The organism is Oerskovia sp. NPDC057915, from assembly GCF_042887685.1.
Taxonomy (GTDB): domain Bacteria; phylum Actinomycetota; class Actinomycetes; order Actinomycetales; family Cellulomonadaceae; genus Oerskovia.
Map to the genome: position 1 here is coordinate 24,108 of NZ_JBHVOS010000006.1, position 26,097 is coordinate 50,204.

Consider the following 26,097-nt stretch of genomic DNA (forward strand, 5'->3'; position numbering starts at 1 on the left):
CGCTCGTCAGGAGTACGTCGAGTCGAACTCGGAGTTCGCGAGCCCGACGACCACCACGATCACGAACAGGATGATCCCGAGCACCATCAGCACCGACGCGATCCAGCCGAGGATGACGCCCGCCTGCGCGAGCCCGCCGTTGTTCGCCTCGCCGGCCGCGACCGCGCGCTTGGCCTTCGTGCCGACGATGATGGCCGGGATACCCGTGAGGAACCCGCACGACAGCACGAACGACGCGATGCCCAGCACGAGCGCCCAGACGCCCAGGTCGTTGCGGGGGTAGTAGCCGTAACCCCCCGGAGCCCCCGCGGCGGGGTACGGGGAGGCGCCGTACGGGGACTGCTGGGGTGCACCGTAGGGCGGCTGCGCAGGCGGCGGGTAGGGGGAGTACCCGCCCTGGTCACCGCCGGGCACGGGTCCCGGGGCGGGCTGCCCTGTCGGCGCCGCGTACGGCGACCCCTGCTGCGCAGGCTGCCCCGGGTGGGCCGGGTACCCGGGGTCCGGCGGCGGCGTCTGGCCGGGGGGCGGCGGCTCGACCGGCACACCACCGGGCTGCTCGCCCTCGGGCCGGTAGGGGTCGTTCGGAGGGGTGGGTGGGTAGCTCATGGTGCGACCTGCTCTCTACGAGACGGCTCCGCAGCCCGGTCGGCGCCGGTCCTGCTGCTGTCGGTCGAACGGCACGCGCCACGCACCGGAAGGGGTGCGCGGCGCGTGGAGGCACGTCCGGGCTCGCGCCCGGGAGGGGTCAGTGCTGCGTCGTCGTCCGGGGAGTGACCCCGGGCTTCGGCTGGCCGTACCCCATGTTGCGCAGCACGCCACCGCCGACGAGGGCCAGGGCGACCACGACCATGCCGACCCAGAAGAGCCAGACCTGGGCCATCGCGACGGCGACACCCGCGACGACCGCGCCCACGATGATGCCGATCATGGTGAACCAGGCCGCGACGGTGTGCCCGTGGTTCGTGGGAGGTGCCGACGGCGGCAGGTAGGAGATCTCGGTGGTCTGCGGCTTCTCGGCCATGGGGGTGTGCCTTTCGTCAAGATGTGCGCCCAGCCTATCGGACGCGGGTCGGTCTGTTCCTGCTGGCAGGACGTGATGTTCAGCGGTCGGTGGGGTCCTCGCCGCGGGTCAGCGAGTCCCACGTCTCCTGCTCGTCGGGCTCCTCGCCCTCCTCGCCCTCCGTGACGTCGCTCGCCGTCGCGTCGGCGGACGCGGTCGACGACGCGCCGGTGCGTCCCGACGGCCCGGCGGCGCCGGACCCGGGCACTCCCGCACGAGCGGTGCCCGACGACGGCGAGGCCTCGGCGCGGACGATCTCGTGACGGGCGGAGACCCTCCCCCAGGACGGGGACGAGACCGCCGTCCAGAGGGCCACGAGGACCACGAGCACGCCCACCGCGCAGGCGACGTACGGCCAGGGCGTGAGGACGATGTCGCTCGTCATGTCGGTCACCCCGGTCGCGTCGGCGACCGCCGTGCGGGCGGCCTGCGTGGGGTCGCGCAGGATCGCGGCGGCCGACGCGGCGACGACGACGCCGCTCGCCGCGGACACCAGGAGCACGAGCCAGCGACCGATCCGCCCGACCAGCCCGAGGGCCAGGGCGCTCGCCACGACGACCAGCGCGCCCGCGCCGACCCCCGGCGCGGCCGTCGTGCCCGTGACCTGCACCAGGACGTCGGGGTCGAGCGGCGTGGCCCCCGAGGTGCGCAGCCAGGTGGGCGCGGCGGCCGCGAGAGCGCCGCCACCGAGCACGAGCAGCAGCAGGATCGACGTGCGGCGCGCCAGGCGCCACGAACGCGGCGCACGAGCGGCCGCGGCGGCACCGGCGCCCCGCTCGGACCCGGCCGCGCCGGACGGCACGCCGGTCACGCCAGGCTCCGCAGGCGCGCGGCGAGCTGGACCGCTCGCACCGCGGCCGCCGCCTTGTTGCGCGACTCCTCGTACTCGAGCGCAGGCACGGAGTCGGCCACGATCCCGCCGCCCGCCTGGACGCTCGCGCGCCCACCACGGATGAGCGCGGTGCGGATCGCGATGGCCATGTCCATGTTGCCGTCGAAGTCGAAGTAGCCCACGGTCCCGCCGTAGATGCCGCGCGAGGCGGGCTCGAGCTCGTCGATCAGGGCGATGGCGCGGGGCTTGGGCGCGCCCGAGAGCGTGCCGGCGGGGAAGGTCGCACGGAGCACGTCGAGCGCCCGTGCCCCCTCGCGCAGCGTCCCGACGACGGTCGAGCACAGGTGCATGATGTGGCTGAACCGCTTGGTGGCCATGAACTCGACGACCTCGACCGACGAGGGCTCGCACACCTTCACGAGGTCGTTGCGCGAGAGGTCGACGAGCATGATGTGCTCGGCGCGCTCCTTGGGGTCGGCCAGCAGCTCCTCGCCCAGCGCGACGTCCTGCTCGGGGGTCGCCCCGCGCGGACGCGACCCGGCGATCGGGAACGTGACCACGTGCCCGTCGTCGACCTTGACGAGCGTCTCGGGGCTCGACCCGACCACGGCGAAGTCCGCCCCGTCCGCGTCGGTGAGCTGGAAGTAGTACATGTACGGGCTCGGGTTGATCGTCCGCAGGGCCCGGTACACGTCGAGGGGCGGTGCCGGGCAGTCGAGGTCGAGCCGCTGCGAGACGACGATCTGGAAGACCTCGCCGTCGCGGATCGCGTCCTTGCCCGCGAGCACCGCGTCCTCGAACTCCTGGCGGGTCGAACGGAACTCGAGCTCGGGCTCGGGGACGTCGACGACGACCGCGGTCGAGGACCCACGGCCGGTCCCGGCCACGAGCTCGCCCTGCATGCGGTCGAGGCGCGCGACCGCGTCGACGTAGGCCTCGTCGACCCGCTCGTCGGTGTCGTCGAAGTTGATCGCGTTGGCGACGAGCCACACGCTGCCCTCGCGGTGGTCCACGACCGCGAGGTCGGTCGCGAGGCACAGCGTGACCTCGGGGACCCCCAGCTCGTCGGGGGCGTTCGCGGGCAGCGTGGGCTCCCAGTGGCGCACGACGTCCCAGCCGAGCGCACCGGCGAGCCCGCCCGTGAGCGGTGGCAGGCCGTCGATCGCGGGGGTGCGCAGCGCGTCGAGGGTCCGTTCGAGCACGTCGACCACGTCCCCGGACGTGGGCACGCCCGCGGGGACGTCGCCGGTCCACACGGCCTGGCCGTCGCGCGCGGTGAGCGTCGCCCGCGAGGCGACGCCCACGAACGAGTAGCGGGCCCAGGAGCCGTCGACCTCGGCGGACTCCAGGACGAACGTCCCCGGGCGGCCCTGCGCGAGGGTGCGGTACAGGCCCACGGGCGTGACGTCGTCGGCCAGGAGGCGGCGCACGACCGGGACCACGCGGCGCGATGACGCGAGCGCACGGAAGCCCTCGACCGCGGGCCAGGTCTCGCCCCACGGCAGGCCCGCGGCAGGCACCACGGGGACGGGCGAGCTGGTCACGGGGGACGGTCCGGTCACTGCGTCTTCTCCTCGGAGGTCTCGGTCTCGGGGCGGTTCCCGACGACGGCGCCCAGGTCTCCACCCGCCTCGAAGCAGGTGCGGGCACCGGTGTGGCAGGCCGCGCCCACCTGGTCGGCGCGGACGAGCAGGGCGTCGCCGTCGCAGTCGATCTCGACGGACTTGACCCACTGAGCGTGGCCCGACGTGTCGCCCTTGCGCCAGTACTCCTGCCGCGAGCGCGACCAGAAGGTCACGCGGCCCGACGTCAGCGTGCGGCGCAGCGCCTCGTCGTCCATCCAGCCGAGCATGAGCACCTCACCGGTGTCGTGCTGCTGGACGATCGCGGCGACGAGGCCGTCGGCGTCGCGCTTGAGGCGCGCGGCGAGGGTCGCGGGCAGCTCGGCGGCAACCGCGCTCGTGGTCCCGTCGGAGGTCTTGTCCACAGTGACGGGCTGGTCGGCGGAGGAGGCTGCGTTCTGGGGCACCCGAGAATCCTGCCAGATCCCCGGGGCCCCCTCGTCCGTGGTCCGCCCCTCGACCCGCGCACCGACCTCGCTCATCGCGTCTGCGCGACCCACGACGCGTGCATCGAGGCGTAGACGCCGCCCGCGACCGCCAGCTCGGCGTGCGGGCCGACCTCGACCACGTGCCCCGCGTCGACCACGACCACGAGGTCGGCGGCCTCGGCCGTGGAGAGCCGGTGCGCGATCGTGATGGTGCTGCGGCCCGCCGTGAGCGAGTCGAGGGCGCGCGCGATGCGCACCTCGGTCGCGGGGTCCACGGCCGAGGTCGCCTCGTCGAGCACCAGGAGGTCGGCCTCGGCGAGGTAGGCGCGCGTGATCGCGACGAGCTGCCGCTCCCCCGCGGACAGGGCCTCACCACGCTGCCCGACGGCGGAGCCCAGCCCGTGCGGCAGGTCCGCGACCCAGTCGGTCAGGCCGAGCTCGGCGACCGCGGCGTCGATGCGCCCGGCGTGCCGGGCGGCGGCCTGCGCGGCGGTCTCCCCCGTCCGCCGGTCTCCGTGCCCGGGCACGTCCCGGACGCCGTAGGCGATGTTCTCGGCGAGCGTCCCGTCGAACAGGAAGCCCTCCTGCGGGACGAGGACCACGCGCTCGCGCAGGCTCGCGGCCGACAGGTCGCGCAGGTCCACGCCGTCGAGCCGGACCGTTCCCGACGTCGGGTCCATGAGGCGCGTGACGAGCTTGGCGATCGTCGTCTTGCCCGAGCCCGTGGCACCCACGACCGCGACCGAGGTGCGGGCCGGGAAGTCGAGGTCCACGCCGTGGAGCACCTCGGGGCCGTCCGGGTAGGCGAAGCGGACGTCCTCGAGCGTCACGTGGGCCGGGCCGCGCGGCGAGCGCACGCCCGCCCCTCCCTTGTCGACGACCTGGATCGGGGTCTCGACGACCGCGAGGACGCGGCGCCAGCCCGCGACGGCGTTCTGCAGCTCGTTGAGGATCTCGGTCGCCATCTGCACCGGCCCCGTGAAGAGCTGGACGAGGAACAGGAAAGCGAGCAGCTTGCCGGCCGTGATCGACCCGTCGATGCCCAGCAGCGTGCCCACGACCACGACCGCCGCGAGGACCAGGTTCGCGACGAGCACCCCGCTCGAGAAGACCGTCGAGACGAGCTTCTGCGCCCGGACCATGCCCGTTCGGGTGCTCTCGACGGCGGCGTCGATGCGGCGCCCCGTGCGCTCCCCCACGCCGTACGCACGGATCGTCTCGGCGCCCACGACGGACTCCGAGATGGCGCCGAGCATCGCGCCGACCCGCTCGCGCAGCGCGGTGTACGCGGCGTTCACGTGCTTCTGCGCGGGGCGCAGGACGAGGAAGAGCGGCACGAAGCACGCCCACACGAGCAGCGTGAGCTGCCAGGAGTAGAACGCCATGAGGATCGTCGCGGCACCGATCTGCAGCACCGAGACGAGCAGCATGATGCCGCCCCACTGGACGAACAGGGAGATGGTGTCGACGTCGCTCGTGACACGCGAGACGAGCGCGCCACGGCGCTCGGTGCTCTGCGTGAGGACCGACAGGTCGTGCACGTGACGGAACGCGCGCACGCGCAGGTTCGCGAGCCCGGCCTCGGTCGAGCGGAAGAGGCGCACGTTGACGAGCGCCGAGCACAGGCCCGCGACCACCAGGACGAGGGCCGCGCCGCCCACGAGCAGCGTCACGCGGCTCGTGTCGGGGCCTCCCGGCGCCATGATGCCGCTGTCGACGGTCTGCTGGACCGCGATCGGGACGACGATGCGACCGAGGGCGGCCGCGACGGCCAGGAGCAGCGTGATCCACACGCCGTCCAGGATCTCCGGGGACATCTGGACGCCCTTGCGCAGCGTCGCGAAGACGCCCAGGGAGCTCGCCGAGGCGATCCGTGCACCGGTCGCGTCCTCGACGACGACCTCGGGCTTCGTGGCGCGGCCCCGCCGGCGACGCTCGCGGGGCGGGGTGGTGGTCGTGGTGCTCACTCGGTCACCGTCCCTTCCTCGGCATGACGCACGATCTCGTCCGTCTCCTCCTGCTCGCAGCGCTCGATCTCCTCGCGCTGCTCGTCGTCCCGGTCCTGCCCCTCGCGCCCGGCCGGCGGGTCGCCGTCGAGCTCGTCGGCCTCCGCGCGACGCTCGGCCTCGCGCTGGTACGCGGTGGCGAGCTCGCGGTAGCCGGGGTCGCGGGCGAGCAGCTCCTCGTGCGTCCCGACGTCGACCACCCGCCCGGACTCGACGTGGACCACCTGGTCCGCGAGCGCGACGCTCGACATGCGGTAGGCGACCATGACGACCGTGGGGTGCTCCGCCGTCGGGCGTGCGCCTGCGGCGGCCGTGGGCACCTCGCCGCGCAGCCCCGCCAGGATCTGCTGCTCCACGCGCGGGTCGACGGCGGACGTCGCGTCGTCGAGGACCAGCAGGCGCGGGGAGCGCACCAGGGCGCGCGCGATCGCGAGCCGCTGCCGCTGCCCGCCCGACAGGTTCGAGCCGCGCTCGCCCAGGGGCGAGTCGAGGCCGCCTGGCAGGCGGGACACGACGTCGTCGACCTTGGCCAGGCGCAGCGCGTCCCACACCTGCTCGTCGGTCGGGCCGACGCCCTCGTCCGCGAGCGTCACGTTGGAACGGACCGTGTCCTCGAAGATGAACGTGGACTGCCCGACGAGGGCGACCTGGCCCGTGAGGTCGGACGCGAGCGCGTCGCGCACGTCGACGCCGTCGATCAGGACGCGGCCCCGCGTGGGGTCCGACAGGCGCGCGAGCAGGGACACGAGCGTGGTCTTGCCCGCGCCCGTGGGGCCGACGACCGCGACCGTCCGCCCGGGGGCCAGGTCGAGCTCGACGTCGTCGAGCAGGGTCACGTCGCGACCGCCCGCACGGACGTCGATGCCGACGTCCTCGAAGCGCACGTGCGCGCCCCGCGACGTCGCGGGCAGCCGCTGCTCGCCCGCGACCGGGATGCCCGGGGCGTCGAGCACGCTCGCGATGCGCTCGTACCCCACGAGCGCACGCGGCAGCTCGCCCAGGACCCACCCGAACGCACGGACCGGGACCGCCATGATCGTCAGCAGGTACGCCGCCGTCACGATCTCGCCCGTGTCGACCGCGCCCGCCGAGACCCGGGCCGCCCCGACCCCGAGGACCAGGAGCGTGCCGAGGGAGGGCAGCAGCTCGATGACCGGGTCGAAGTACGCGCGGACGATCCCGACACGCACGTTGGCCGCACGCAGCTCGTCGGTGCGGGCGGCGAAGCGACGCTCCTCACGCGCCTCGGTGCCGAGCGACTTGACCAGGAGCGCGGCCTCGAAGCTCTCGTGCGCGACGTCGGAGACCTCGGCGCGCAGCTGCTGGGCGTGCGTGATCGCGGGCGACATGTACTTCTGGAAGACGACGTTGACCGCGACCGCGAGCGGGATGACGATCAGAGCGGCGCACGCGAGCCACACGTCGATGCGGAACAGCATGACCGCCGACACGCCGATCATCACGACGACGCCCAGCGCGAACGGCAGCGGGTTGAAGACACCTGTCGCGGCCTCGACGTCCGAGTTGGCGTTCGACAGGAGCTGGCCCGCCGGGTGGGACCGGTGCCACGACATGGGCAGGCGCAGGTACTGGTGCGTCACTGCCGTGCGGTGGCGGGCCTGGATGTTCGCGTAGCCGTAGCCCGCGAAGATGCGCCGGCCCGCGACGGTCAGCGCGAGCGTCACCGCGATGCCCACGAGCACGAGCCCCGCGAGCCACAGGTCGCCCCGGGCGTCGACGTCGCCGGCGAGCGCCGGGACGACGACCTCGTCCGTGACCCGGCCGACCGCGAGGCTGATGCCCACGGTCGTCGCGCCGAACAGCGCGGAGGCGCCGATCGCAAGGATGTAGACGCGCCACTCGGAACGCATGCCGCGCCCCATGAGCTGCAGCGAGCGTCGCGTGCGGGAACCGGTCAGCGCGTGGCGCCGCGTGCTCGCCGTGGGCGCGGGCGGCCTTGTCTGCACGGTGGGCCCTGCGGGTGCGTCGGGGTGCGGATGGGTGGGCTCCGACCGGCCGGGCGCCGCGCCGGTGCGCGCGTCCTCGGTCCGGGGCGTGGTGTTCGTGGGGGTGCTCCGTCGCGCGGACACGGACGATCCTCGTCTTTCGTGGGGGTTGGCACGATCTTCTCACACGGGACATGGCGAGCTCGTGCGAGCATGGCCGGATGCAGCCCACCGCCTGGCACACCCACGAGCGCGCCGCCCTCGTCCAAGCACTCACCCAGGCCGGCCCAGACGCCCCGACCCTCTGCGAGGGGTGGCGCACCCGGCACCTCGCGGCGCACGTGATCCTGCGCGAGCACCAGCCCTGGACGCAGGCTGGCGCCAACGGCGGCCCGTTGCACGGATGGTCCGAGCGCCACCTCCAGGAGCTCGCGGCGACCGCGCTCGAGCCCGGCGGCTACGCAGCGCTCCTGGCCCGCGTCGAGCAGCCGCCGGCCGCGTGGAGCCCGTGGTCCTGGGCCGGTGACCTCGTCAACCTCGCCGAGTACTTCGTGCACACCGAGGACGCGCGACGCGGCACGTGGGAGGCGGGGCCGGACGAGACGGGGACGGACGGCGGCGCCGGGGGCACGAACCCCTCGGACAGGCGCGCCCGCGCCCTGCCGCCCGGCCTGCGCGACGCGCTCTGGGCACAGCTCCGACGCGCCGCCCCGCTGTTCTTCCGACGGTCGCCCGTGGGGGTCGTGCTGGTGGTCCCGGGCGGTCAGCGCCTGGCGGCCAAGTCGCCGCCGCAGCGCCCGGCCGAGGACGGACGCCTCCCCGGGACCGTCGTCGTCACGGGCCAGGTGGGCGAGCTCGTGCTCCACGCGTTCGGTCGCGGGCGCCACGCCGGGGTCACGGTCCAGGGCGAGGCGGCCGACGTCGAGGCGCTCGACGCGGTGGTGCCCGGACCACGCTGAGGCGCGCTCCGTCGCCGGGCCGGGCCTGGCCTCGTGCGCGGGCCCGCCCGGCGGTCGTGGCGGGGCGGCCGTGGCGAGCGGTGCGCCGCTCGCCACGACGTCGTCAGCGGACCAGCAGGCCGGCCTCGCGCATGTGGTCCTTGACGTCGCCGATCGTCAGCGTCCGGAAGTGGAACACGCTCGCGGCCAGCACCGCGTCCGCACCGGCCTGCGCGGCCTGGGCGAAGTGCTCGGAGGTGCCCGCTCCCCCGCTCGCGATGAGCGGGACCGTCACCTCGGAGCGCACCGCGGCGAACATCTCCAGGTCGAACCCGCCCGTCGTGCCGTCGGCGTCCATCGAGTTCAGCAGGATCTCGCCCGCGCCCAGCTCCGCGGCGCGCACGGCCCACTCGACCGCGTCGATCCCGGTCCCCCGGCGCCCGCCGTGCGTCGTCACCTCGAAGCCCGACGGCGTCCGCACCTCTCCGCTCACGCGCCGCGCGTCGACCGAGAGCACCAGGACCTGGCTGCCGAACCGGTCGGCGATCTCCGCGACGAGCTCGGGGCGCGCGATCGCCGCCGTGTTGACCCCCACCTTGTCCGCCCCCGCGCGCAACAGCCTGTCGACGTCGTCGGTCGTGCGCACCCCGCCACCGACCGTGAGGGGCACGAAGACCTGCTCCGCCGTCCGGCGCACCACGTCGTACGTGGTCTCCCGGTTGCCCGACGAGGCCGAGACGTCGAGGAACGTGATCTCGTCGGCCCCCTCGGCGTCGTAGCGAGCGGCGAGCTCGACGGGGTCGCCGGCGTCGCGCAGGTTCTCGAAGTTGACGCCCTTGACGACGCGCCCGGCATCGACGTCCAGGCAGGGGATGACACGGACCGTGACCGACATGAGCTACTGACCTTCCGTCTGACCTTCTTGGCCCGGAGTCTCGTCGACCACCGGGAAGTGCGCGTCCAGGATGTCCACCACGTACACCAGCGTCTCGTCCGCGTACGGCCGCCCCGTACCCGCATAGGCCAGGGCGGGCGGGACGACGAGCAGCACCTGGCTGCCGACGCTCTGCTCCAGCAGGCCGCGCTCCCACCCCTCGATGATCTGCCCGATCCCGATCATGGTCGACGCCGGCTTGCCGCCCTCAGGCCAGTTCGAGTCCACGACCTCGCCCGACGACCACGCGACCCCCGTGAAGCGGACCGTGATGACCTGTCCGGCCTCGACCTGGACCCCGCCGCCACGGACGAGAGGCTGGACGACCAGGTCCCCCGGCGGGGCGGCGTCGGCGGGGATCGTCACCGTGGGCGCCCCGTCGTCGGCGAGCGCCACCGTGGGCAGCCCCTCGACCGGTGGGATCTCGTCCCCCGTCGCGCGCGTGGGCAGCACGTCGATGATCAGGACCAGCGGGACGTCGTTCGCCTCCTCGAGGTGCATCACGCGCGCCCCGACCCGCTGCCCGGACAGGAGGTCGACGATCTCCGAACCCGCCGCGTCGTCCGTGAGCGCGAGCGACGTGGGGGCGTCGGTGTAGGTGTTCTGCAGCACCGTCCCGTCGCGCCCGTCGAGCGCGTACATGTTGACGAGCACGTCCTGCCCCTCCACGAGCTCCGCACCCGTCCCGGGGACGAGGACCTCGCTGCGCTCGTCCGGGACGCTCAGGGGCTGCTGGAACTCGACGACAGGCGGGTCCCCGATCATTCCCGAGACCGTGACCTCGGTGTTCGCGGAGGCGTCCTTGCGCTCCGGCAGCTCCGAGCAGGCCGAGGAGGTCAGCACGAGCGCCAGGGCGACGACGACGGACGACCAGTGGTGCTGACGGCGCACGGAGCTCCTCGGGACGAGCGGGGACGGGGTGCCACCACCCTAACGGTGGCAGCACCCCGTCCTCGCAAGTGTCCGGTCTGCGAGCGAGGTCGCCGCAGGGCCCGGGGCCGACGTCACATGGACTCGATGAGCCGCTCGACCCTCTCGTCGACGTTCTGGAACGGGTCCTTGCACAGCACGGTCCGCTGGGCCTGGTCGTTCAGCTTCAGGTGCACCCAGTCGACCGTGTAGTCGCGCCTGGCCTCCTGCGCCTTGCGCACGAAGTCCCCGCGCAGCTTCGCCCGGGTCGTCTGCGGCGGGATCGCCGTCGACTCGAAGACCTCGAGGTCCGTGGTGATGCGCTCGACCATGCCGCGCGCCGCGAGCATGTTGTACAGCCCGTCGGTCCGCGAGATGTCGTGGTACGCCAGGTCCAGGCGGGCGATGCGCGGGTCGTCGAGCTCGAGCCCGTGCTTCTCCTGGTAGCGGCGCAGGATCTTGAGCTTGATGACCCAGTCGAGCTCACGGTCGACGAGCGACAGGTCGTCGGTCTCCAGGGCGCGCAGCCCGCGCTCCCACAGGTCCAGGACCTGCTTCACGACCGGTGTGGGGGTCTCGTTCGCGTCGACGAACTCCTTGACCCGCTGCAGGTACTCGCCCTGCAGGTCCACGGCCGTCACCGTGCGCCCGTTCGCCATCTGCACGGGGTGCTTGCCGGTCTTGTCGTGGCTGATCTCGCGGATGGCCCGGATCGGGTTCTCGAGGGCCATGTCCCGCATCGGGACCCCTGCCTCGATCATGCGCAGGATCAGGTCGGTCGCCCCGACCTTGAGCATCGTCGTGGTCTCGGCCATCGATGAGTCTCCGACGATCACGTGCAGGCGCCGGTAGGACTCGGCGTCGGCGTGCGGCTCGTCGCGCGTGTTGATGATGGGGCGCGAGCGCGTGGTCGCGCTCGAGACTGCCTCCCAGATGTGGTCGGCGCGCTGCGACAGGGCGTAGATCGCACCGCGCGGTGTCGCGAGGATCTTCCCGGCCCCCGTGAGCACCTGACGCGTGATCAGGAACGGCACCAGCACGTCCGAGAGCCGGGCGAAGTCGCCCTGGCGCCGCACGAGGTAGTTCTCGTGGCACCCGTAGGAGTTGCCGGCCGAGTCGGTGTTGTTCTTGAACAGGTGGATGCGTCCGGGCAGCCCCTCGTGCTCGAGCCGCTCCTGGGCGTCGGCCACGAGGCCCTCCAGGATGCGCTCGCCGCCGCGGTCGTAGGCGACGAGCTGGCGGACGTCGTCGCACTCGGCCGTCGCGTACTCGGGGTGCGAGCCGACGTCGAGGTAGAGGCGCGAGCCGTTGCGCAGGAAGACGTTCGACGACCGCCCCCAGGCCACGACCTTGCGGAACAGGTAGCGCGCGACCTCGTCGGCGGACAGCCCACGGCCGTCGTCCGAGGCGCAGGTCACGCCGTACTCGGTCTCGAGACCGAAGATCCTACGGTCCATCCGGCGCCTCCTCGGGCGTGTCCTCGAGCAGCCCGGCCAGCACCGCGCCGGTCAGGCGACGGAAGGCCCGCCGGGGCCGGGTGCGGTCGAGCACCGCGACCTCGAGCTGGCTGGCGGGGATCGCCTCGGCCCCCTCGAGCGCGTCCCGGGCGTCGTGGGCCCCCGCTCCGCCGAGCGTCGCGACCGCGAGGCGCAGCACCTCGGGGAGCGTCATGCCCGGGTGCCAGGCCTCACCCAGGTCCCGGCCGAGCTGGTCGGCCTGCCCGCCCATGACGACGAATCCGGTCTCGTCCGCGACCGAGCCGTCGTACGACAGGCGGTAGATCTGGTCCTGGGCCTGGCTCGGCCCGACCTCGGCCACGACCAGCTCGACCTCGAGCGGCTTGGACTCGGTCGTGAAGACGGTGCCGAGCGTCTGTGCGTACGCGTTCGCCAGCCCGCGCGCGTTCACGTCGGACCGGTCGTACGAGTAGCCGCGCAGGTCCGCGTACCGCACGCCCGCGACGCGCAGGTTCTCGAACTCGTTGTACTTGCCGACCGCGGCGAAGGCGATGCGGTCGTAGATCTCCGAGATCTTGTGCAGCGACCGGGACGGGTTGTGCGTCGCGAACGCGATGCCCCCGTCGTAGGCGAGCACGACGACCGAGCGGCCCCGGCCGATGCCCTTGCGCGCGAAGTCGGCCCGGTCCTTCATGAGTTGTTCGGGCGAGACGTAGAACGGCATGCTCATCGTGCGTCACCTCCTCCGTCCCGGTCGGTCGGGTCCGGCTGGTCGGGCGGGACCCCCGGCGGTTCCGGGGCGAGCCCCGCCGTCGGGCGCGCGATGCGCACGCGCGCCGCACGGTTGCCGTCGGCCTGCTCGGTCCGGTCCGCGACGATCCGCGCCGCGACCGCGGCAAGCTCGTCGTCGGGGACACGGCGGTACCCCTCCGCGGTCACGGAGACCACGACGGGCCAGATCTGACGGACCGCGTCCGGGCCTCCCGTGGCGGAGTCGTCGTCCGCCGCGTCGTACAGGGCCTCGACGGCGACGTGCACCGCGTCGGCCGTGCCGAGACCCGGGTGCCAGCGCTTCTTGAGCGACCCGCGCGCGAAGACCGAGCCCGACCCCACGCTGTGGTGGTCGCGCTCCTCGTAGCGTCCGCCCGTGACGTCGTACGAGAAGATGCGGCCCAGTCCCCTGTCCAGGTCGTAGCCCGCGAACAGCGGCACGACCGCCAGGCCCTGCATGGCCAGGCCGAGGTTCGCCCGGATCATGGTCGAGAGCCGGTTGGCCTTGCCGTCGAGCGACAGGAGCGCGCCCTCGATCTTCTCGTAGTGCTCGAGCTCGAGCTGGAAGAGGCGCACGAGCTCGACCGCGATGCCCGCGGTCCCCGCGATGCCCACCGCGGAGAACTCGTCGGCCGGGAAGACCTTCTCGATCTCACGGTTGGCGATCATCGACCCCATCGTGGCGCGGCGGTCGCCCGCCATGACGACCCCCGCCCCCGGGGACCCGGGCTCCCCGAAGGTCAGCGCGACGATCGTCGTGGCGTGCGGTGCGAGCTGCGCGCCGGCCCCGGCAGCGCCGTGGCCGCCTGCGGCGGCACCTGCCGCGGCCCGTGCCGACGGCAGGAGGTCGGGCGCGTGGCTCGCGAGGAACTCCACGAACGACGACGAGCCCGGCGTGGTGAAGGCGTGCGGCAGACGCCCGGAGAAGTCCATGGTCATCAGCTCCTGGCCGGTCCGGCTACTCGCCGCCCTTCTGGACGAACCCTCGGACGAACGACTCGGCGTTGGACTCGAGCACCTCGTCGATCTCCTCCAGGAGCGAGTCGACCTCGGCGTCCCGGTTCTGGGCCTGCGGTGCGACGGGCGCGGGGGTGGCCGCGTCGTCGTCGGGACGCCGGTCCTCGTGCGATGCGCTGGTGCGTTCCTGGGCCATCTTCGCCTCCTGGGTGTGCTGTGCTGTCCTGCTGGTCCGTGGGCGGCCCTGCGCGAGGTCCGCGTCTTCTTGAAGCCTAGGCTCTTGCGTGCCGATCGCGAGGTGCGACGAGCCGCGGACGCTCGGCGGGGTCCGTCATCGGCTGCCCGAGAGGCCCGCGAGGAGCGCTCCCGCGTCCTCGCTCGCGTCGAGGAGCGCGCCGATGTGGGCCCGGGTCCCGCGCAACGGGTCGAGCATGGGCACGCGCTGGAGCGACGGAGCACCCACGACGTCGAAGATCACCGAGTCCCAGCTCGCGGCCGAGACCTGGTCGCCGAACCGTGCCATGACCTCGCCCCGGAAGTACGCGCGCGTGTCCTCGGGCGCGTGGTGCACGGCCTGGGAGACCGCGCGCTCGTCGACGACGCGCTCGGCCGCGCCCGCGGCGAGCAGCCGGTGGTAGATGCTGCGCTCGGGGCGCACGTCCGACCACTGGAGGTCCATGGCGGCCAGGCGCGGGTGGTCCCAGTCGAGGTGGTCGCGCTGCCGCAGACGGTCCAGCAGCCGCAGCTTGGCAACCCACTCGACCTCCCTGGCGCACGAGGAGGGGTCCGTCGCGAGGCGTCCGAGGACCGAGTCCCAGCGGTCCAGGACCGCCCGGGTCTCGTCGTCGAGCGTGCCCAGGTGCTCGGCCGCGCGGCGCGCCACGTCGGCGTACACGCGCTGGACGTCGAGGGCCGTGAGCCGGCGCCCGTCGGCGAGCAGGAGCGGGGCGGTCAGGTCGAGGTCGCGGCTGACCCGCTGGACGTCGGTCACGGGGTCGTGCAGGCGCAGGGCCGCGAGCTCGGCGCGCAGCGAGGCCCCGGACGCCCCCTCGACCGACGCGAGCGCGTCGAGCTGCTCGATCACGAACAGCACGAGCGAGGTCGTGCCCAGCTTGAGGTAGGTCGCGACCTCGAACAGGTTCGCGTCCCCGATGATCAGGTGCAGGCGGCGCCAGCGCTGGCGGTCGGCGTGCGGCTCGTCGCGCGTGTTGACGATGGGTCGGCGCAGCGTCGTCTCGAGGCCGACCTCGGCCTCCATGTAGTCCGCGCGCTGCGAGAGCTGGAACCCCGGCTCCTGCCCCACGGCGCCGAGGCCCACACGGCCCGACCCCGTGAAGACCTGGCGCGTGACGAGGAACGGCGTGAGCAGCTCGACGACGGTCCCGAACGGGACGTCTCGCTCGACGAGGTAGTTCTCGTGCGTACCGTACGAGGCGCCCTTGCCGTCGACGTTGTTCTTGTAGAGCACGACCTCCGAGCCCGGCACGGCGCTCAGCTCGCGCGAGGCCGCGAGCATGATGCGCTCGCCCGCGACGTCCCAGCACACCGCGTCGGCCGGGTTCGTGACCTCGGGGGACGAGTACTCCGGGTGCGCGTGGTCGACGTACAGCCGCGCACCGTTCGTCAGGATGACGTTCGCGGCGCTCGGGTCGTCGTACTCCTCGTGCGTGGGGCGTGCGACCTCCTGGAGGGACGTCGCCACACCGTGACGCTGCGCCACGGGGCCCGACGGCGCAGGCCGGGTCGGGTCGTCCGTCAGCAGCGAGGGGTGGGCCGCCGCGCGCTGGAGGTGGAACCCCCGGGCGTCCTGCAACGGGTCCTCGTCGTCGTAGTCCCACCGGGCCTTGCCGCGCGTGCCGTCGGCACGGGCCGCGAGCGCCCGGTAGGTCGTCACGACCTGGCTCGACATGAGCATCGGGTTCGCGAGCGGCCGCCCGGGCTGCAGCACGCCGTACTCGGTCTCGATCCCCATCACGCGTCGCACGGTCACGAGCACCACCCTATGCCGGGGCCGCGACGGCGGGGCGGGCTGTCCACGAAGAGGACCGCGTCGTGACCGCCCCGGCCGACCCGCCCCGGACGCGAGCCGGGTCCGGCGGCGGGCTACGCCGTCGGGCCTGGCCGTGCTGCGTGGTGCCGCGCCGGCTCCCTACCCGCAGGGGTTCCTACAGGTACCTACAGGTACTGCCCCGTGTTGGTCACGGTGTCGATCGTGCGGGCCGTCGCGCCTGCGCCGTCGCCCTTCTTCTGGACGATCGTGCGGATGAAGACGATGCGCTCGCCCTTCTTGCCGGAGATGCGCGCCCAGTCGTCGGGGTTCGTCGTGTTCGGGAGGTCCTCGTTCTCCTTGAACTCGTCGACGCACGCGGCGAGCAGGTGCTCGACCCGGATGCCGCGCTGACCGGTCGCCAGGAGGTCCTTGATCGCGGACTTCTTGGCGCGGTCCACGACGTTCTGGATCATGGCGCCCGAGTTGAAGTCCTTGAAGAACAGGACCTCCTTGTCCCCGCTCGCGTACGTGACCTCGAGGAACTGGTTCTCGTCCCCCTCGGAGTACATGCGCTCGACCACGCTCGTGATCATGGCGTCGAGGGCCTCCTGGGGGTTGCCGCCGTGCTCGGCCAGGTCCTCCGGGTGGATCGGCAGGTCCGTGGTCAGGTACTTCGCGAAGATCTCCTTGGCGCCCTCGGCGTCGGGGCGCTCGATCTTGATCTTCACGTCGAGCCGCCCGGGCCGCAGGATCGCCGGGTCGATCATGTCCTCGCGGTTGGAGGCACCGATGACGATGACGTTGTCGAGGCGCTCGACGCCGTCGATCTCGCTCAGCAGCTGGGGCACGATCGTCGTCTCGACGTCGGACGACAGCCCCGTGCCGCGCGTGCGGAACAGCGACTCCATCTCGTCGAAGAACACCACGACCGGGGTGCCCTGCGAGGCCTTCTCCCGGGCGCGGGCGAAGATGAGCCGGATGTGGCGCTCGGTCTCCCCGACGTACTTGTTGAGGAGCTCGGGCCCCTTGACGTTGAGGAAGTAGCTCTTGGCGCCCTCGGGGTCCGAGACCACGGTCTCCCCCGCGAGCTCGCCCGCCGCGGCGCGCGCCTTGGCGACCGTGTGCGCGAGCGAGTTCGCGACGGCCTTGGCGATGAGCGTCTTGCCGCACCCGGGAGGCCCGTACAGCAGGACGCCCTTGGGCGGGCGCAGCCCGTGCTCGCGGAACAGGTCCGGGTGGCTGAACGGGAGCTCGACCGCGTCACGGATCTGCTCGATCTGCGGCCCCAGGCCACCGATGTCGGAGTAGTCGATGTCGGGGACCTCTTCGAGGACGAGCTCCTCGACCTCGGACTTGGGCACGATCTCGAACACGAAGCCGCTGCGCGTGTCGATCGTCAGGGAGTCCCCGACGCGCAGGGGCGAGTCGGCGAGCGAGCCCGCGAGCCGCACGACGCGCTCCTCGTCCGAGCGCCCGACGACCAGCGCACGGTCGGAGCCCAGGAGCTCCTTGACCGTCACGAGCTCGCCGACCTGCTCGTACCCGCCCGCGGCCACGACCGTCATGGCCTCGTTGAGCTTGACCTCCTGGCCCGGAGCCAGCCGCGACACGTCGAGGCTCGGGCTCGCCCCGACGTGCATCTTGCGGCCGGCCGCGGACACGTCCACCGTGCCGTCGGGGTGCGCACCGAGGAACAGCGCGTAGGTGCCCGGCGGCTTGGCGAGCTCGTCGATCTGCCGCTTGAGGTCGATGATCTGGTCCCGCGCGGCCCGCAGGGCCTCGGCGAGCCGCTCGTTCTTCGCGGACAGGATCGCCTGCTGGCGCTCCGCGTCACGGCTCGGGGTCTGTCCAGGTGTCAGTCCAGGTGTGTCGGTCATCCGGATTCTCCCTCTCGCAGGCACCGTCAGGAGGTCGTGCGGTCGACCCCGTCACCGGTGCGTCACCGACCCCCGGCAACCCGGTGATCGAGGCACGACCTTACGCACAAGTCTCCCGCAGGCGCTGCAGGAACACCTGGGCTGAGACGGCCGTTCCTCAATCGTTGTCGACGGCGCCCGAAACGTCCTGGCTGTCCTCGACCGGGACCGCAGGAGCCTCGAGGGCCTCGTCCGGACCCTCCACGGCGTCGACCGGCTCGAGCGGCTGGCCCGTGCGCGGGTCGAGCTGGGGGCCCTGGCCGACGTCGCGGCGCACGCGGCGCACACGCTTGTCGGAGACCGACCGCTCGCCCAGGTCCTCGGGCGTCCACTCCTCGGCGACCGGGTAGGACCCCTTCGCGGGGCGACGCTTGCGCAGGGGCGCGACCGTGCCGTCCGCGAGGCGGCGCGCCGTGAGCAGGAAGCCCGTGTGGCCGACCATGCGGTGCTGCGGGCGGACCGCGAGCCCCTCGAGGTGCCACCCGCGCACGAGGGACTCCCACGCGGAGGGCTCGGCGTACCGGCCGTCGGAGCGCAGGTCCTCGGCGAGGCGCGAGAGCTGGGTCGCGGTCGCGACGTAGCAGATGAGGACGCCGCCGGGCGCGAGCGCGTCGGCCACGGCGTCGAGGTTCTCCCACGGCGCGAGCATGTCGAGCACGACGCGGTCGATCGAGCCCTTCTCCGCGACCTGCGGCAGGACGTCGGACAGGTCGCCGACGGACAGCTCCCACGCGGGGTGCTCCCCGCCGAAGAACAGCTCGACGTTCCCGCGTGCGATCGCCGCGAAGTCCTCACGACGCTCGATCGAGTGGACCGTGCCCTGGTCGCCGACGGCGCGCAGCAGCGACATGGTCAGCGCGCCCGAGCCCACGCCGGCCTCGACGACGCGCGCACCGGGGTAGATGTCGGCCATCGCGACGATCTGGCCCGCGTCCTTGGGGTAGACCACGGCCGCGCCGCGCGGCATGGAGAGCACGTAGTCGGCGAGCAGGGGGCGCAGCGCGAGGTACTCGATGCCCGCGGTGTTGCGCACGACCGACCCCTCGGGCAGCCCCACGAGGTCCTCGTGGCTGAGGTAGCCGCGGTGCGTGTGGAACGTCGCCCCCGTGGCGAGCGTGATGGTGTGCAGGCGACCGCGGGGGTCCGTGAGCTGGACCTTGTCCCCCAGGCGCAGCGGTCCGCGCCGGACGTCGGCACCGGTCGGCGTGGGTGCCGGCGTGGCGGCGTCGTCGGCCGGGACGGGCAGGGCGGAGGCGTCGTGCGCGGGGTCGTGGGTCACGGGCGACCATCCTAGTCGGGCGGGACAGGTCTCCCGCCCGATCCTCGGCCGCGGCCCGGTCGGTTCAGCGCCCGCGGGTCCCCTTGAGCGCCGCGACGACGCGCGTGACGTCCAGGAGCCCGACGACGCGCCCGCCGTCGGTCACGACGACCACGGGCGCGTCGCGGGTCACCGCGGCCACGGCGTCGAGCATGGCCTGGCCCCGCAGGTGCACGTCGACCCACGCGGTGGGAGGCAGCCCGACGGCGACCGCCCCGACCGGGGTCAGCGGCGCCTGCGCCGGGGGCACCGCGGCGACGGCCGCGGGGTCCGCGAAGGCCACGGGGTGGCCGTCCGCCTCGACGAGCACGACGTGGCCGGCGCCGGCACGCTGGGCCGACACGACGGCGTCGGCCACCGTGCTGGTCACGGGCACCGCGACGGCTGGGTACGCGAGCGCCGCGACCGACAGGTCCGCGACGGCCGCGCGCGTGCGGCCGTTCTTGATCGCAGCCCCCGCCCCGGACCACAGGAAGGCGCCGATCAGCGCGGCCCACGCGACCGTGAACAAGGACACCTGGTACCCGTTGAGCGGCGGCCACGCGAGCGCCCAGAGAACGACCCCCACGGCCACGACGCGCCCGACCCAGCCCGCGACGATCGTGCCCGTGGTCCGCGAGCCGGTCGCGGCCCAGACCGCGGACTCGAGGATCTGGCCGCCGTCGAGGGGCAGTCCCGGCAGGAGGTTGAAGATGCCCACGAAAGCGTTCGAGAACGCCGCCGCGTACAGCAGGAGGGCGGGGATCGTCATGGTCGGCTGCACCTGGAAGACGAGCCAGCACACCGCCGCGAGGAGAAGGTTCGTGAGCGGGCCGACGACCGAGACGAGGATCCCGTCGAGCGGACGCCTCGACGCACCCGAGTACGCGGTGTGGCCGCCCCACAGGGTCACGGCGAGCTCCGTGACCTGGTGCCCCCGAGCCTTCGCGACCACGGCGTGCGCGACCTCGTGCAGGAACACCGAGACGAACAGCAGCAGCACGAACACGAACGAGACCAGGTAGACCTCGCTGCTGCCGAGGTGCGGCGCGAAGCTGCGGACCGTGGGGACGAACAGGAACGTCAGCACGGCCGCGGCCAGGAACCAGGACGGGGTCAGGATGACGGGGGCGCCCGACACCCGACCGATGGTCCAGCCCTTGGTGAGCTGCGGGTCTCGGGGGGCGCGACGTGCCGGTGCCGGGGTGGTCTCCACGTCGACACCCTATGTCGGGCACCTGGGCCGGACCTGGGCTGTGGAGCGTCGTGGGCGTGTGGGAGTCGACACGTAGGCTCGACGCATGACGTCCCTCGCCCCCGACCTCGCCGGCTCCGGCCCCACTCCTGGCGAGCCCACCGGGCCCGTCGTGCCGGCGAGGCCTGCCGACGCCGCGGAACCGCTCGAGTCCGTCGAGACCGCCGAGCTCCTGGGCCACGCGCCCCACGAGCGCCGGCGGCCCGCGCTGTCGCCGTCGCGCGCCAACGACTTCATGCAGTGCCCGCTGCTGTTCCGGTTCCGCGTGGTCGACAAGCTGCCCGAGCCCCCCAGCTCGGCCGCCGCGCGCGGCACCCTGGTCCACTCGGTGCTCGAGCGCCTGTACGACGCGCCGGTGGGCGAGCGCACCCTCGCGGCCGCGCAGGCCATGCTGCCCGGCGAGTGGGAACGGCTGCAGGAGGCCGAGCCGCGGTACGCGGAGCTGTTCGCCGGTGAGGCTGGTAGCACTGTGGCTTCTGCTGGTGCTGCCTGTTCAGGTGCCGGTCTCGACAGCCCGGCCGACGGCGGGGTGCAGGCCTGGCTCGACGGCGCAGGGAACCTCCTCGGCACGTACTTCACGCTCGAGGACCCCAACCGCCTCGAGCCCGCCGAGCGCGAGATGTTCGTCGAGACCCAGCTCGAGGACGGCCCGCTGCTGCGCGGCATCGTGGACCGGCTCGACGTCGCCCCGAACGGCGCGATGCGGGTCGTGGACTACAAGACGGGCAAGTCGCCCCGCCCGCAGTACCAGGGCTCGGCGCTGTTCCAGATGCGCTTCTACGGACTGGTGCTGTGGCGCGAGCGGGGCGAGATCCCCAAGATGCTCCAGCTCGTCTACCTGGGCGACGGCCAGGTGCTGCGCGCCGAGCCGCAGGAGGCGGACCTCCTCGCGGTCGAGGAGCAGGTGCGCGCCCTCTGGTCGACGATCACGCAGGCCGCGCGCACCGGGCAGTGGACCCCGCGCAGGACCCCGCTGTGCGGGTGGTGCGCGCACCAGGCCGTGTGCCCGCAGTTCGGCGGGACGCCCCCGGAGATCCCCGAGGGAGCGATCGAGCTGGCGCTCGGCATCGCACCGGAGGCCGTGGCGTCGTAGGACGCGTCGCCCGGGCCGGACATCCGGACCGTGGACGGCGGAGACCAGACGTGGTCGGATCCGGTCGCGGCGCGGCCCGACGCGGCTCGTGGCGGCGCGGCGCAGTCCGACGTGGGTCGACGCGGCGCTGCCCGGACGCGACATGTGACCCCGGGGGTCGTTTTCCGCGGAGTGCCAACAATTGTTGCCACTCCGCAGAAAACACACCCGGACCGGAGCGACGCACGACCGGACCGATGCCACACACCTCCAGACCCGTGCGGCACACACGCAGGCCGGTGCGGTACGCGCGCAGGCGCGGTGCTTCACACGTCCGGACCGGAGCTGCGACCGCCGGGATCGACGCCGACCTTGCGTCAGTCCTGGAACGTCCGTCAGTCCTGGAACAGGTCGACCACGTCGCCCGCGAGGATGCGCGCGAGCGTGTCGACGTCCACGAGGGCGAGCGACGGCGTCCGGCTCAGCCCGGGCAGGACCGGCACGGGCACGACCGCCTCGACGCCCAGCGTCGCGGCCCCCGCCGCGCGCGCGGACCCGATGCCCGTGGGCGAGTCCTCGATCGCGACGCAGCGCGTCACGTCGACGCCCAGGCGCTCTGCCGCCACGAGGTACGGCTCGGGGTGGGGCTTGCCGTGCGTGACCTCGTCCCCGCACACGAGCGTCGCGAACGACCCGGGCGGGGCCATCCCCACGACCGGCTCGGCGAGCGAGCGGTACGACATCGTCACGAGCGCGCACGGCACCCCGCGCTCGCGCAGCTCGGCGAGCAGCTCGCGCGCACCGGGCTGCCATGGCACCTCGACCTCGACCTGCGCGATCACGCGCGAGATGAGGAAGTCGATGATCTGCTCGGTCGGCAGGTCCACGCCCTCGGCCTGGAGGATCCGGGCCGACTCCGTGAGCGGGTTGCCGACCATCTGCATCGCCTGCTCGTGCGACCAGGTCCCGCCGTGCGCCTCGACGAGCTCGTGCTCGGCGGCGATCCAGTAGGGCTCGGTGTCGACGAGCGTGCCGTCCATGTCCCACAGGACGGCCTGCGGCAGGACGAGGGCCTCACGGGAGGCGTCGGCGGGGCGTGCGAGATCGGGTGCTTCCAGGGGGTTCAACGAGTACTCCATGCTTCGGGGAACGGTTCGTGGCCGTCCTGCCACCCTAGCTGGCACGAGCACACCCCCCATGGTGACCGTCAGCACCACCCGTCGCCGACGTCCGCCTGCGCATCGTCCAGGCTGCAGGTCTGCGGCTGCGCGGCGTCGGTCCAGAGCTCGCCCTCCGCGCTGAGGACCGCCACCTTGAAGTACCCCTCGTCGGGGATCCTGAGGACCTCCTCCTCGCCGTTCACGAGGACGTGCAGGTTCACCGCCCACTCCCACCCCTGCCCGACGCCCCCGTCGACGGCCTCTGCCTTGGCAGACAGGACGAGCTCTGCGGCCTCCCCGCTGGTCAGGTACAGCGACAGTCGATCGACGCTCGTCCCGGACTCCGGGTCCCAGATCTCGACGGTCGGGGTTGCCGCGGTGACGTCGAGCGTCAGGGCGCGTTGGTACGTCTCTCCCCCGCCGATGGCGAACCACTCCTCGTCCGGGCACAGGAGGATGCCGGTGTCGAACTCGCCCGGCAGCGACCTCACCACTGGGGTCGCCCCCGTGAGGACCACCGTGGTGTCTCTGCGCAGCGCTGTGAGGAAAGCGGTGACCGAGGAGATCACGAACGGTGCAGCGCCTGCGCTCCTCGCCCATTCGTGCCGGGCTGCGGAACCACATCCGGCCGGCCCGTCGGCCGAGGGCAGGGTCGTCGGCGTCACGGGCGGCTCGTTCGCGACCCACAGTGCCGCCCCCTGGTCGGCGACGACGGTCACGGCCAGCGCGGGCACCTGGCGCGGCCACCACGTCTGGGGCCAGGCCACCACCAGTCCGAGCACCGCGGCGACGAGCGCCAGCGCTGCGCCGATGCGTGACACCGGCTTGTCCCACCAGCGAGAGAGCCCCGTCGGCCTGGCGGCACGGTCACCCTCGCCCTCGGGGAGGGGTTTGCGCGCACGGCCCCGGCCGGCAACCCGTGGCCTGCCCACCCTGTCCGCCATCGTGGCGCCTTCTTCCCCGGATCGCCGATCGGACCGAGCAGGGATCGTCCTCGTGCTCGGCGCACGGCTCGCGCACCCGAACCTTCGCTCACTAGGGAAGGATGCACCGAGCAGCCTGATACACCGGGCCGTTCCCGAGCATCCGGCGCTGTCCGCGCCGTCGTCCGACCGGGGCCGGCGGGGGCGACGGGGGGGTGACGACCGCTCGTAGGAGGCCGGCGGGCTCGTCGGCGTTCCCGCCCCGCGCGATGACCAGCGGCGCAGCAGCCTAGGCTGGGACGATGAACGAGACGAGGGACCCGGCCGAGCCGGCCGAGCACCGCCAGACGGTCATGCTCGCCGCCTTCGAGGGATGGAACGACGCAGGCAGTGCCGCGACCGCCGCGCTCCTGCACCTGCACGACCTCTGGGACGCCCAGGACCTCGCGGAGCTGGACCCCGAGGAGTACCACGACTTCCAGGTCATCCGCCCGGTCGTCGGCACCGACGAGAACGGGCGCCGCGAGATCACGTGGCCCGCGACGACGATCGTGTCCGCGACCGTCCCGGGCAGCGGGCGCCGCGTCCTGCTGGTCCACGGCATCGAGCCGTCGATGCGTTGGCGCCGCTACTGCCGCGAGCTCCTGGACCTTGCCGAGCGCGAGGGCGTGACCACGGTCGTGACGTTGGGGGCGCTGCTCGCCGACGTCCCCCACACGCGCCCCATCCCCATGACCGCGACGTCCGAGAGCGCGGGTCTGCGCGCGGTCCTCGATGTCGAGCCCAACTCGTACGAGGGGCCGACGGGGATCGTGGGTGTCCTCCAGCACGCCGCCGCGGAGCGGGGCATGCAGTCCGTGTCGTTGTGGGCCGCGGTGCCGCACTACGTCGCGAACCCGCCGTCACCCAAGGCCACGATCGCGATCCTGTCCCGGGTCGAGGAGCTGCTGTCCGACCCGATCCCCCTGGGCGACCTCCCGGAGGAGGCCGAGGCGTGGCAGGCCGGCGTCGACGAGCTCGCGGCCGAGGACGAGGAGATCGCGGAGTACGTCCACCAGCTCGAGGAGGCCAAGGACACGGCCGAGCTGCCCGAGGCGAGCGGCGAGGCCATCGCGCGCGAGTTCGAGCGCTACCTCAAGCGCCGCGACGACGGCACGGGCGGCCCGCTGGCCTGAGCACCTGGGCGCCCGACCCGCACGCACGACCACGAGCGACGAACGGCCCGTGGCCCCCGCAGAGGGGCCACGGGCCGTCGTCACGTGCGCAGCGGTGAGGCGCCGGGGCTAGAGCCGCACGCCGAGCAGCGCGTTGACCGCGCGCGAGATCACGCCGGGCGCCCCCTCGGTGTCGGCCGAGGTGTCCCGACCGTCGGCGAGCGAGACGTCGGCCCACGCGTCGACCGCGGCGAGCGCGGTGGGGGCGTCGAGGTCGTCCGCGAGCGCCGCGCGGACGGCTGCGAGGGTCGCGTCGGCGTCGGGGCCGCCGTTGCCCGAGACCGCGGAGCGCCAGCGCTCGAGGCGCTCGACGGCGGCGGGGAGGTCGGCGTCTGTCCACTCCCACTCGGAGCGGTAGTGGTGCGCGAGCAGGGCCAGGCGGATGGCCATGGGGTCGACGCCCGTGGCGCGCAGGCGCGAGACGAACACGAGGTTCCCGCGCGACTTGCTCATCTTCTCGCCCTGGTAGGCGACGAGGCCCGCGTGGACGTGGTTGCGGGCACCGAACCCGTGGTCGAGCAGGCGGTCGTGCGAGGTCGACATCTCGTGGTGCGGGAAGAGGAGGTCCGCTCCCCCGCCCTGGATGTCGAACGGCAGGCCCAGGCCGTCGCGCGCGATGACGGCGCACTCGATGTGCCAGCCGGGGCGCCCGGTGCCGAGGCTCGCGCCGTCCCAGGTGGGTTCGCCCGTGCGCTCGCGCCGCCACAGCAGCGGGTCGAGCGGGTCCTTCTTGCCGTCGCGGTCGGGGTCTCCTCCGCGCTCGCCGAACAGGCGCAGCATGTCCTCGCGGCTGAACCGCGAGACGGCGCCGAAGCGCGCGTCGGCGCTGAGGTCGGCGTACACGTCGCCGAGCTCGGGGTTGTCACCGCCCGCTCCGGGCTCGACGGGCACGCGGTAGGCGAACCCGTCCTCGATGAGGGCCTCGACGGCCTGCACGACGTCGGGGATCGCCTCGACCGCGCCGCGGTACACGTCCGGGGGCACGACGCCGAGGGCGGTCATGTCCTCGGCGAGCAGGGCGGTCTGCTCGACGGCGAGGTCCCACCAGTCGACGCCGGTCGCGGTCGCGCGCTCGAGCAGCGGGTCGTCGACGTCGGTCACGTTGGACGCGTAGGTGACCTCGTGCCCGGCGTCGCGCCAGGCGCGGCCCAGGAGGTCGAACGCGACGTAGGTCGCGGCATGCCCGATGTGGGTCGCGTCGTACGGGGTGATCCCGCAGACGTACATGGTCGCGGTGTCCCCCTCCGCGGCGACGACGAGCTCACCGGTGGTGCTGTCGTGCACCCGGATCGGGAGTCCTCGGCCGGGCAGGGAAGGGATCTGAGGCATGGGCCAGCTGTGCACGCGACAACCTTAGCCGCGAACGGCCGCGGGGTACCCGACCGTCCTCGCTGCGGGACGCGCCTGCGT

Annotated in this window: 23 protein-coding genes; 3 read left to right on the forward strand and 20 right to left on the reverse strand. The window is 73.3% G+C overall.

Going from position 1 to position 26,097, the window contains the following annotated elements; genetic code table 11:
* Window positions 1–6: 6 nt before the first annotated feature.
* The 7 genes from ACFVQ3_RS05625 to ACFVQ3_RS05655 form a co-directional block, all read right to left on the reverse strand.
* The gene (locus ACFVQ3_RS05625) at window positions 7–606 is read right to left on the reverse strand and encodes a DUF4190 domain-containing protein (RefSeq protein WP_387636137.1); all 600 of its coding nucleotides are present in this window, start codon (window positions 604–606) and stop codon (window positions 7–9) included.
* 139 nt (window positions 607–745) lie between these two features.
* Complete coding sequence (locus ACFVQ3_RS05630) at window positions 746–1,021, reverse strand: HGxxPAAW family protein (protein ID WP_387636141.1); 276 nt, start codon at window positions 1,019–1,021, stop codon at window positions 746–748.
* 79 nt (window positions 1,022–1,100) lie between these two features.
* Window positions 1,101–1,871 (reverse strand): Trp biosynthesis-associated membrane protein, encoded by a 771-nt coding sequence (locus ACFVQ3_RS05635; RefSeq protein WP_387636144.1) that lies wholly within the window; start codon window positions 1,869–1,871, stop codon window positions 1,101–1,103.
* Complete coding sequence (locus ACFVQ3_RS05640) at window positions 1,868–3,454, reverse strand: anthranilate synthase component I (RefSeq protein ID WP_387636146.1); 1,587 nt, start codon at window positions 3,452–3,454, stop codon at window positions 1,868–1,870. Before ACFVQ3_RS05640 ends, ACFVQ3_RS05635 begins: the two co-directional genes overlap by 4 nt.
* Entirely contained in the window at window positions 3,451–3,879 is a 429-nt protein-coding gene (gene hisI, locus ACFVQ3_RS05645; RefSeq protein WP_387636440.1) for a phosphoribosyl-AMP cyclohydrolase, read from the reverse strand. The genes ACFVQ3_RS05640 and hisI overlap by 4 nt, the downstream gene beginning before the upstream one ends.
* A 113-nt stretch (window positions 3,880–3,992) precedes the next feature.
* Window positions 3,993–5,813: an ABC transporter ATP-binding protein gene (locus ACFVQ3_RS05650; protein ID WP_387636443.1), complete on the reverse strand. Its 1,821-nt coding sequence runs from the start codon at window positions 5,811–5,813 to the stop codon at window positions 3,993–3,995.
* Window positions 5,814–5,905: 92 nt separating this feature from the next.
* Window positions 5,906–7,831: an ABC transporter ATP-binding protein gene (locus ACFVQ3_RS05655; protein ID WP_387636445.1), complete on the reverse strand. Its 1,926-nt coding sequence runs from the start codon at window positions 7,829–7,831 to the stop codon at window positions 5,906–5,908.
* A gap of 284 nt (window positions 7,832–8,115) precedes the next feature.
* Between ACFVQ3_RS05655 and ACFVQ3_RS05660 the strand changes: the two genes are divergently transcribed.
* Entirely contained in the window at window positions 8,116–8,853 is a 738-nt protein-coding gene (locus ACFVQ3_RS05660) for a TIGR03085 family metal-binding protein (protein WP_387636149.1), read from the forward strand.
* A 103-nt stretch (window positions 8,854–8,956) separates the two neighbouring features.
* Here the strand turns inward: ACFVQ3_RS05660 and hisF are convergent, their stop codons facing one another.
* From hisF to ACFVQ3_RS05710, 10 genes are all read right to left on the reverse strand, one after another.
* Window positions 8,957–9,727, reverse strand: a complete 771-nt coding sequence (gene hisF / locus ACFVQ3_RS05665) for an imidazole glycerol phosphate synthase subunit HisF (RefSeq protein WP_387636152.1) — start codon at window positions 9,725–9,727, stop codon at window positions 8,957–8,959.
* 3 nt (window positions 9,728–9,730) lie between these two features.
* Window positions 9,731–10,657: an FKBP-type peptidyl-prolyl cis-trans isomerase gene (locus ACFVQ3_RS05670; RefSeq protein WP_387636155.1), complete on the reverse strand. Its 927-nt coding sequence runs from the start codon at window positions 10,655–10,657 to the stop codon at window positions 9,731–9,733.
* Window positions 10,658–10,770: 113 nt separating this feature from the next.
* The gene (gene pafA, locus ACFVQ3_RS05675) at window positions 10,771–12,132 is read right to left on the reverse strand and encodes a Pup--protein ligase (protein ID WP_387636158.1); all 1,362 of its coding nucleotides are present in this window, start codon (window positions 12,130–12,132) and stop codon (window positions 10,771–10,773) included.
* The gene (prcA, locus tag ACFVQ3_RS05680; RefSeq protein ID WP_387636161.1) at window positions 12,122–12,862 is read right to left on the reverse strand and encodes a proteasome subunit alpha; all 741 of its coding nucleotides are present in this window, start codon (window positions 12,860–12,862) and stop codon (window positions 12,122–12,124) included. The genes pafA and prcA overlap by 11 nt, the downstream gene beginning before the upstream one ends.
* On the reverse strand, window positions 12,859–13,842 hold the full coding sequence (gene prcB / locus ACFVQ3_RS05685; protein ID WP_387636163.1) for a proteasome subunit beta: 984 nt from the start codon (window positions 13,840–13,842) through the stop codon (window positions 12,859–12,861). Before prcB ends, prcA begins: the two co-directional genes overlap by 4 nt.
* Window positions 13,843–13,861: 19 nt before the next feature.
* Complete coding sequence (locus tag ACFVQ3_RS05690; RefSeq protein WP_030152318.1) at window positions 13,862–14,056, reverse strand: ubiquitin-like protein Pup; 195 nt, start codon at window positions 14,054–14,056, stop codon at window positions 13,862–13,864.
* 135 nt (window positions 14,057–14,191) lie between these two features.
* Window positions 14,192–15,832, reverse strand: coding sequence for a depupylase/deamidase Dop (dop, locus tag ACFVQ3_RS05695; protein WP_387636448.1), 1,641 nt, complete (start codon window positions 15,830–15,832; stop codon window positions 14,192–14,194).
* A 203-nt stretch (window positions 15,833–16,035) separates the two neighbouring features.
* Window positions 16,036–17,727 (reverse strand): proteasome ATPase, encoded by a 1,692-nt coding sequence (arc, locus tag ACFVQ3_RS05700; RefSeq protein ID WP_387636167.1) that lies wholly within the window; start codon window positions 17,725–17,727, stop codon window positions 16,036–16,038.
* A gap of 157 nt (window positions 17,728–17,884) precedes the next feature.
* The gene (locus ACFVQ3_RS05705) at window positions 17,885–19,045 is read right to left on the reverse strand and encodes a tRNA (adenine-N1)-methyltransferase (RefSeq protein WP_387636169.1); all 1,161 of its coding nucleotides are present in this window, start codon (window positions 19,043–19,045) and stop codon (window positions 17,885–17,887) included.
* A gap of 64 nt (window positions 19,046–19,109) precedes the next feature.
* Window positions 19,110–20,279 (reverse strand): site-2 protease family protein, encoded by a 1,170-nt coding sequence (locus ACFVQ3_RS05710; RefSeq protein WP_387636171.1) that lies wholly within the window; start codon window positions 20,277–20,279, stop codon window positions 19,110–19,112.
* Window positions 20,280–20,364: 85 nt separating this feature from the next.
* On the opposite strand from ACFVQ3_RS05710, the gene ACFVQ3_RS05715 reads away from it, so the two are divergent.
* A complete protein-coding gene (locus ACFVQ3_RS05715; protein WP_387636174.1) occupies window positions 20,365–21,411 on the forward strand; it encodes a RecB family exonuclease in 1,047 nt (348 codons plus the stop codon).
* A 374-nt stretch (window positions 21,412–21,785) separates the two neighbouring features.
* Here the strand turns inward: ACFVQ3_RS05715 and ACFVQ3_RS05720 are convergent, their stop codons facing one another.
* On the reverse strand, window positions 21,786–22,529 hold the full coding sequence (locus ACFVQ3_RS05720) for an HAD family hydrolase (RefSeq protein ID WP_387636176.1): 744 nt from the start codon (window positions 22,527–22,529) through the stop codon (window positions 21,786–21,788).
* Between the two features lie 68 nt (window positions 22,530–22,597).
* On the reverse strand, window positions 22,598–23,371 hold the full coding sequence (locus ACFVQ3_RS05725) for a hypothetical protein (RefSeq protein ID WP_387636178.1): 774 nt from the start codon (window positions 23,369–23,371) through the stop codon (window positions 22,598–22,600).
* A 404-nt stretch (window positions 23,372–23,775) separates the two neighbouring features.
* Between ACFVQ3_RS05725 and ACFVQ3_RS05730 the strand changes: the two genes are divergently transcribed.
* Entirely contained in the window at window positions 23,776–24,648 is an 873-nt protein-coding gene (locus ACFVQ3_RS05730; RefSeq protein ID WP_387636181.1) for a PAC2 family protein, read from the forward strand.
* Window positions 24,649–24,756: 108 nt separating this feature from the next.
* Here ACFVQ3_RS05730 and mshC read toward each other — a convergent pair whose 3' ends face one another.
* Window positions 24,757–26,031, reverse strand: a complete 1,275-nt coding sequence (mshC, locus tag ACFVQ3_RS05735; RefSeq protein ID WP_387636183.1) for a cysteine--1-D-myo-inosityl 2-amino-2-deoxy-alpha-D-glucopyranoside ligase — start codon at window positions 26,029–26,031, stop codon at window positions 24,757–24,759.
* Between the last annotated feature and the right edge of the window lie 66 nt (window positions 26,032–26,097).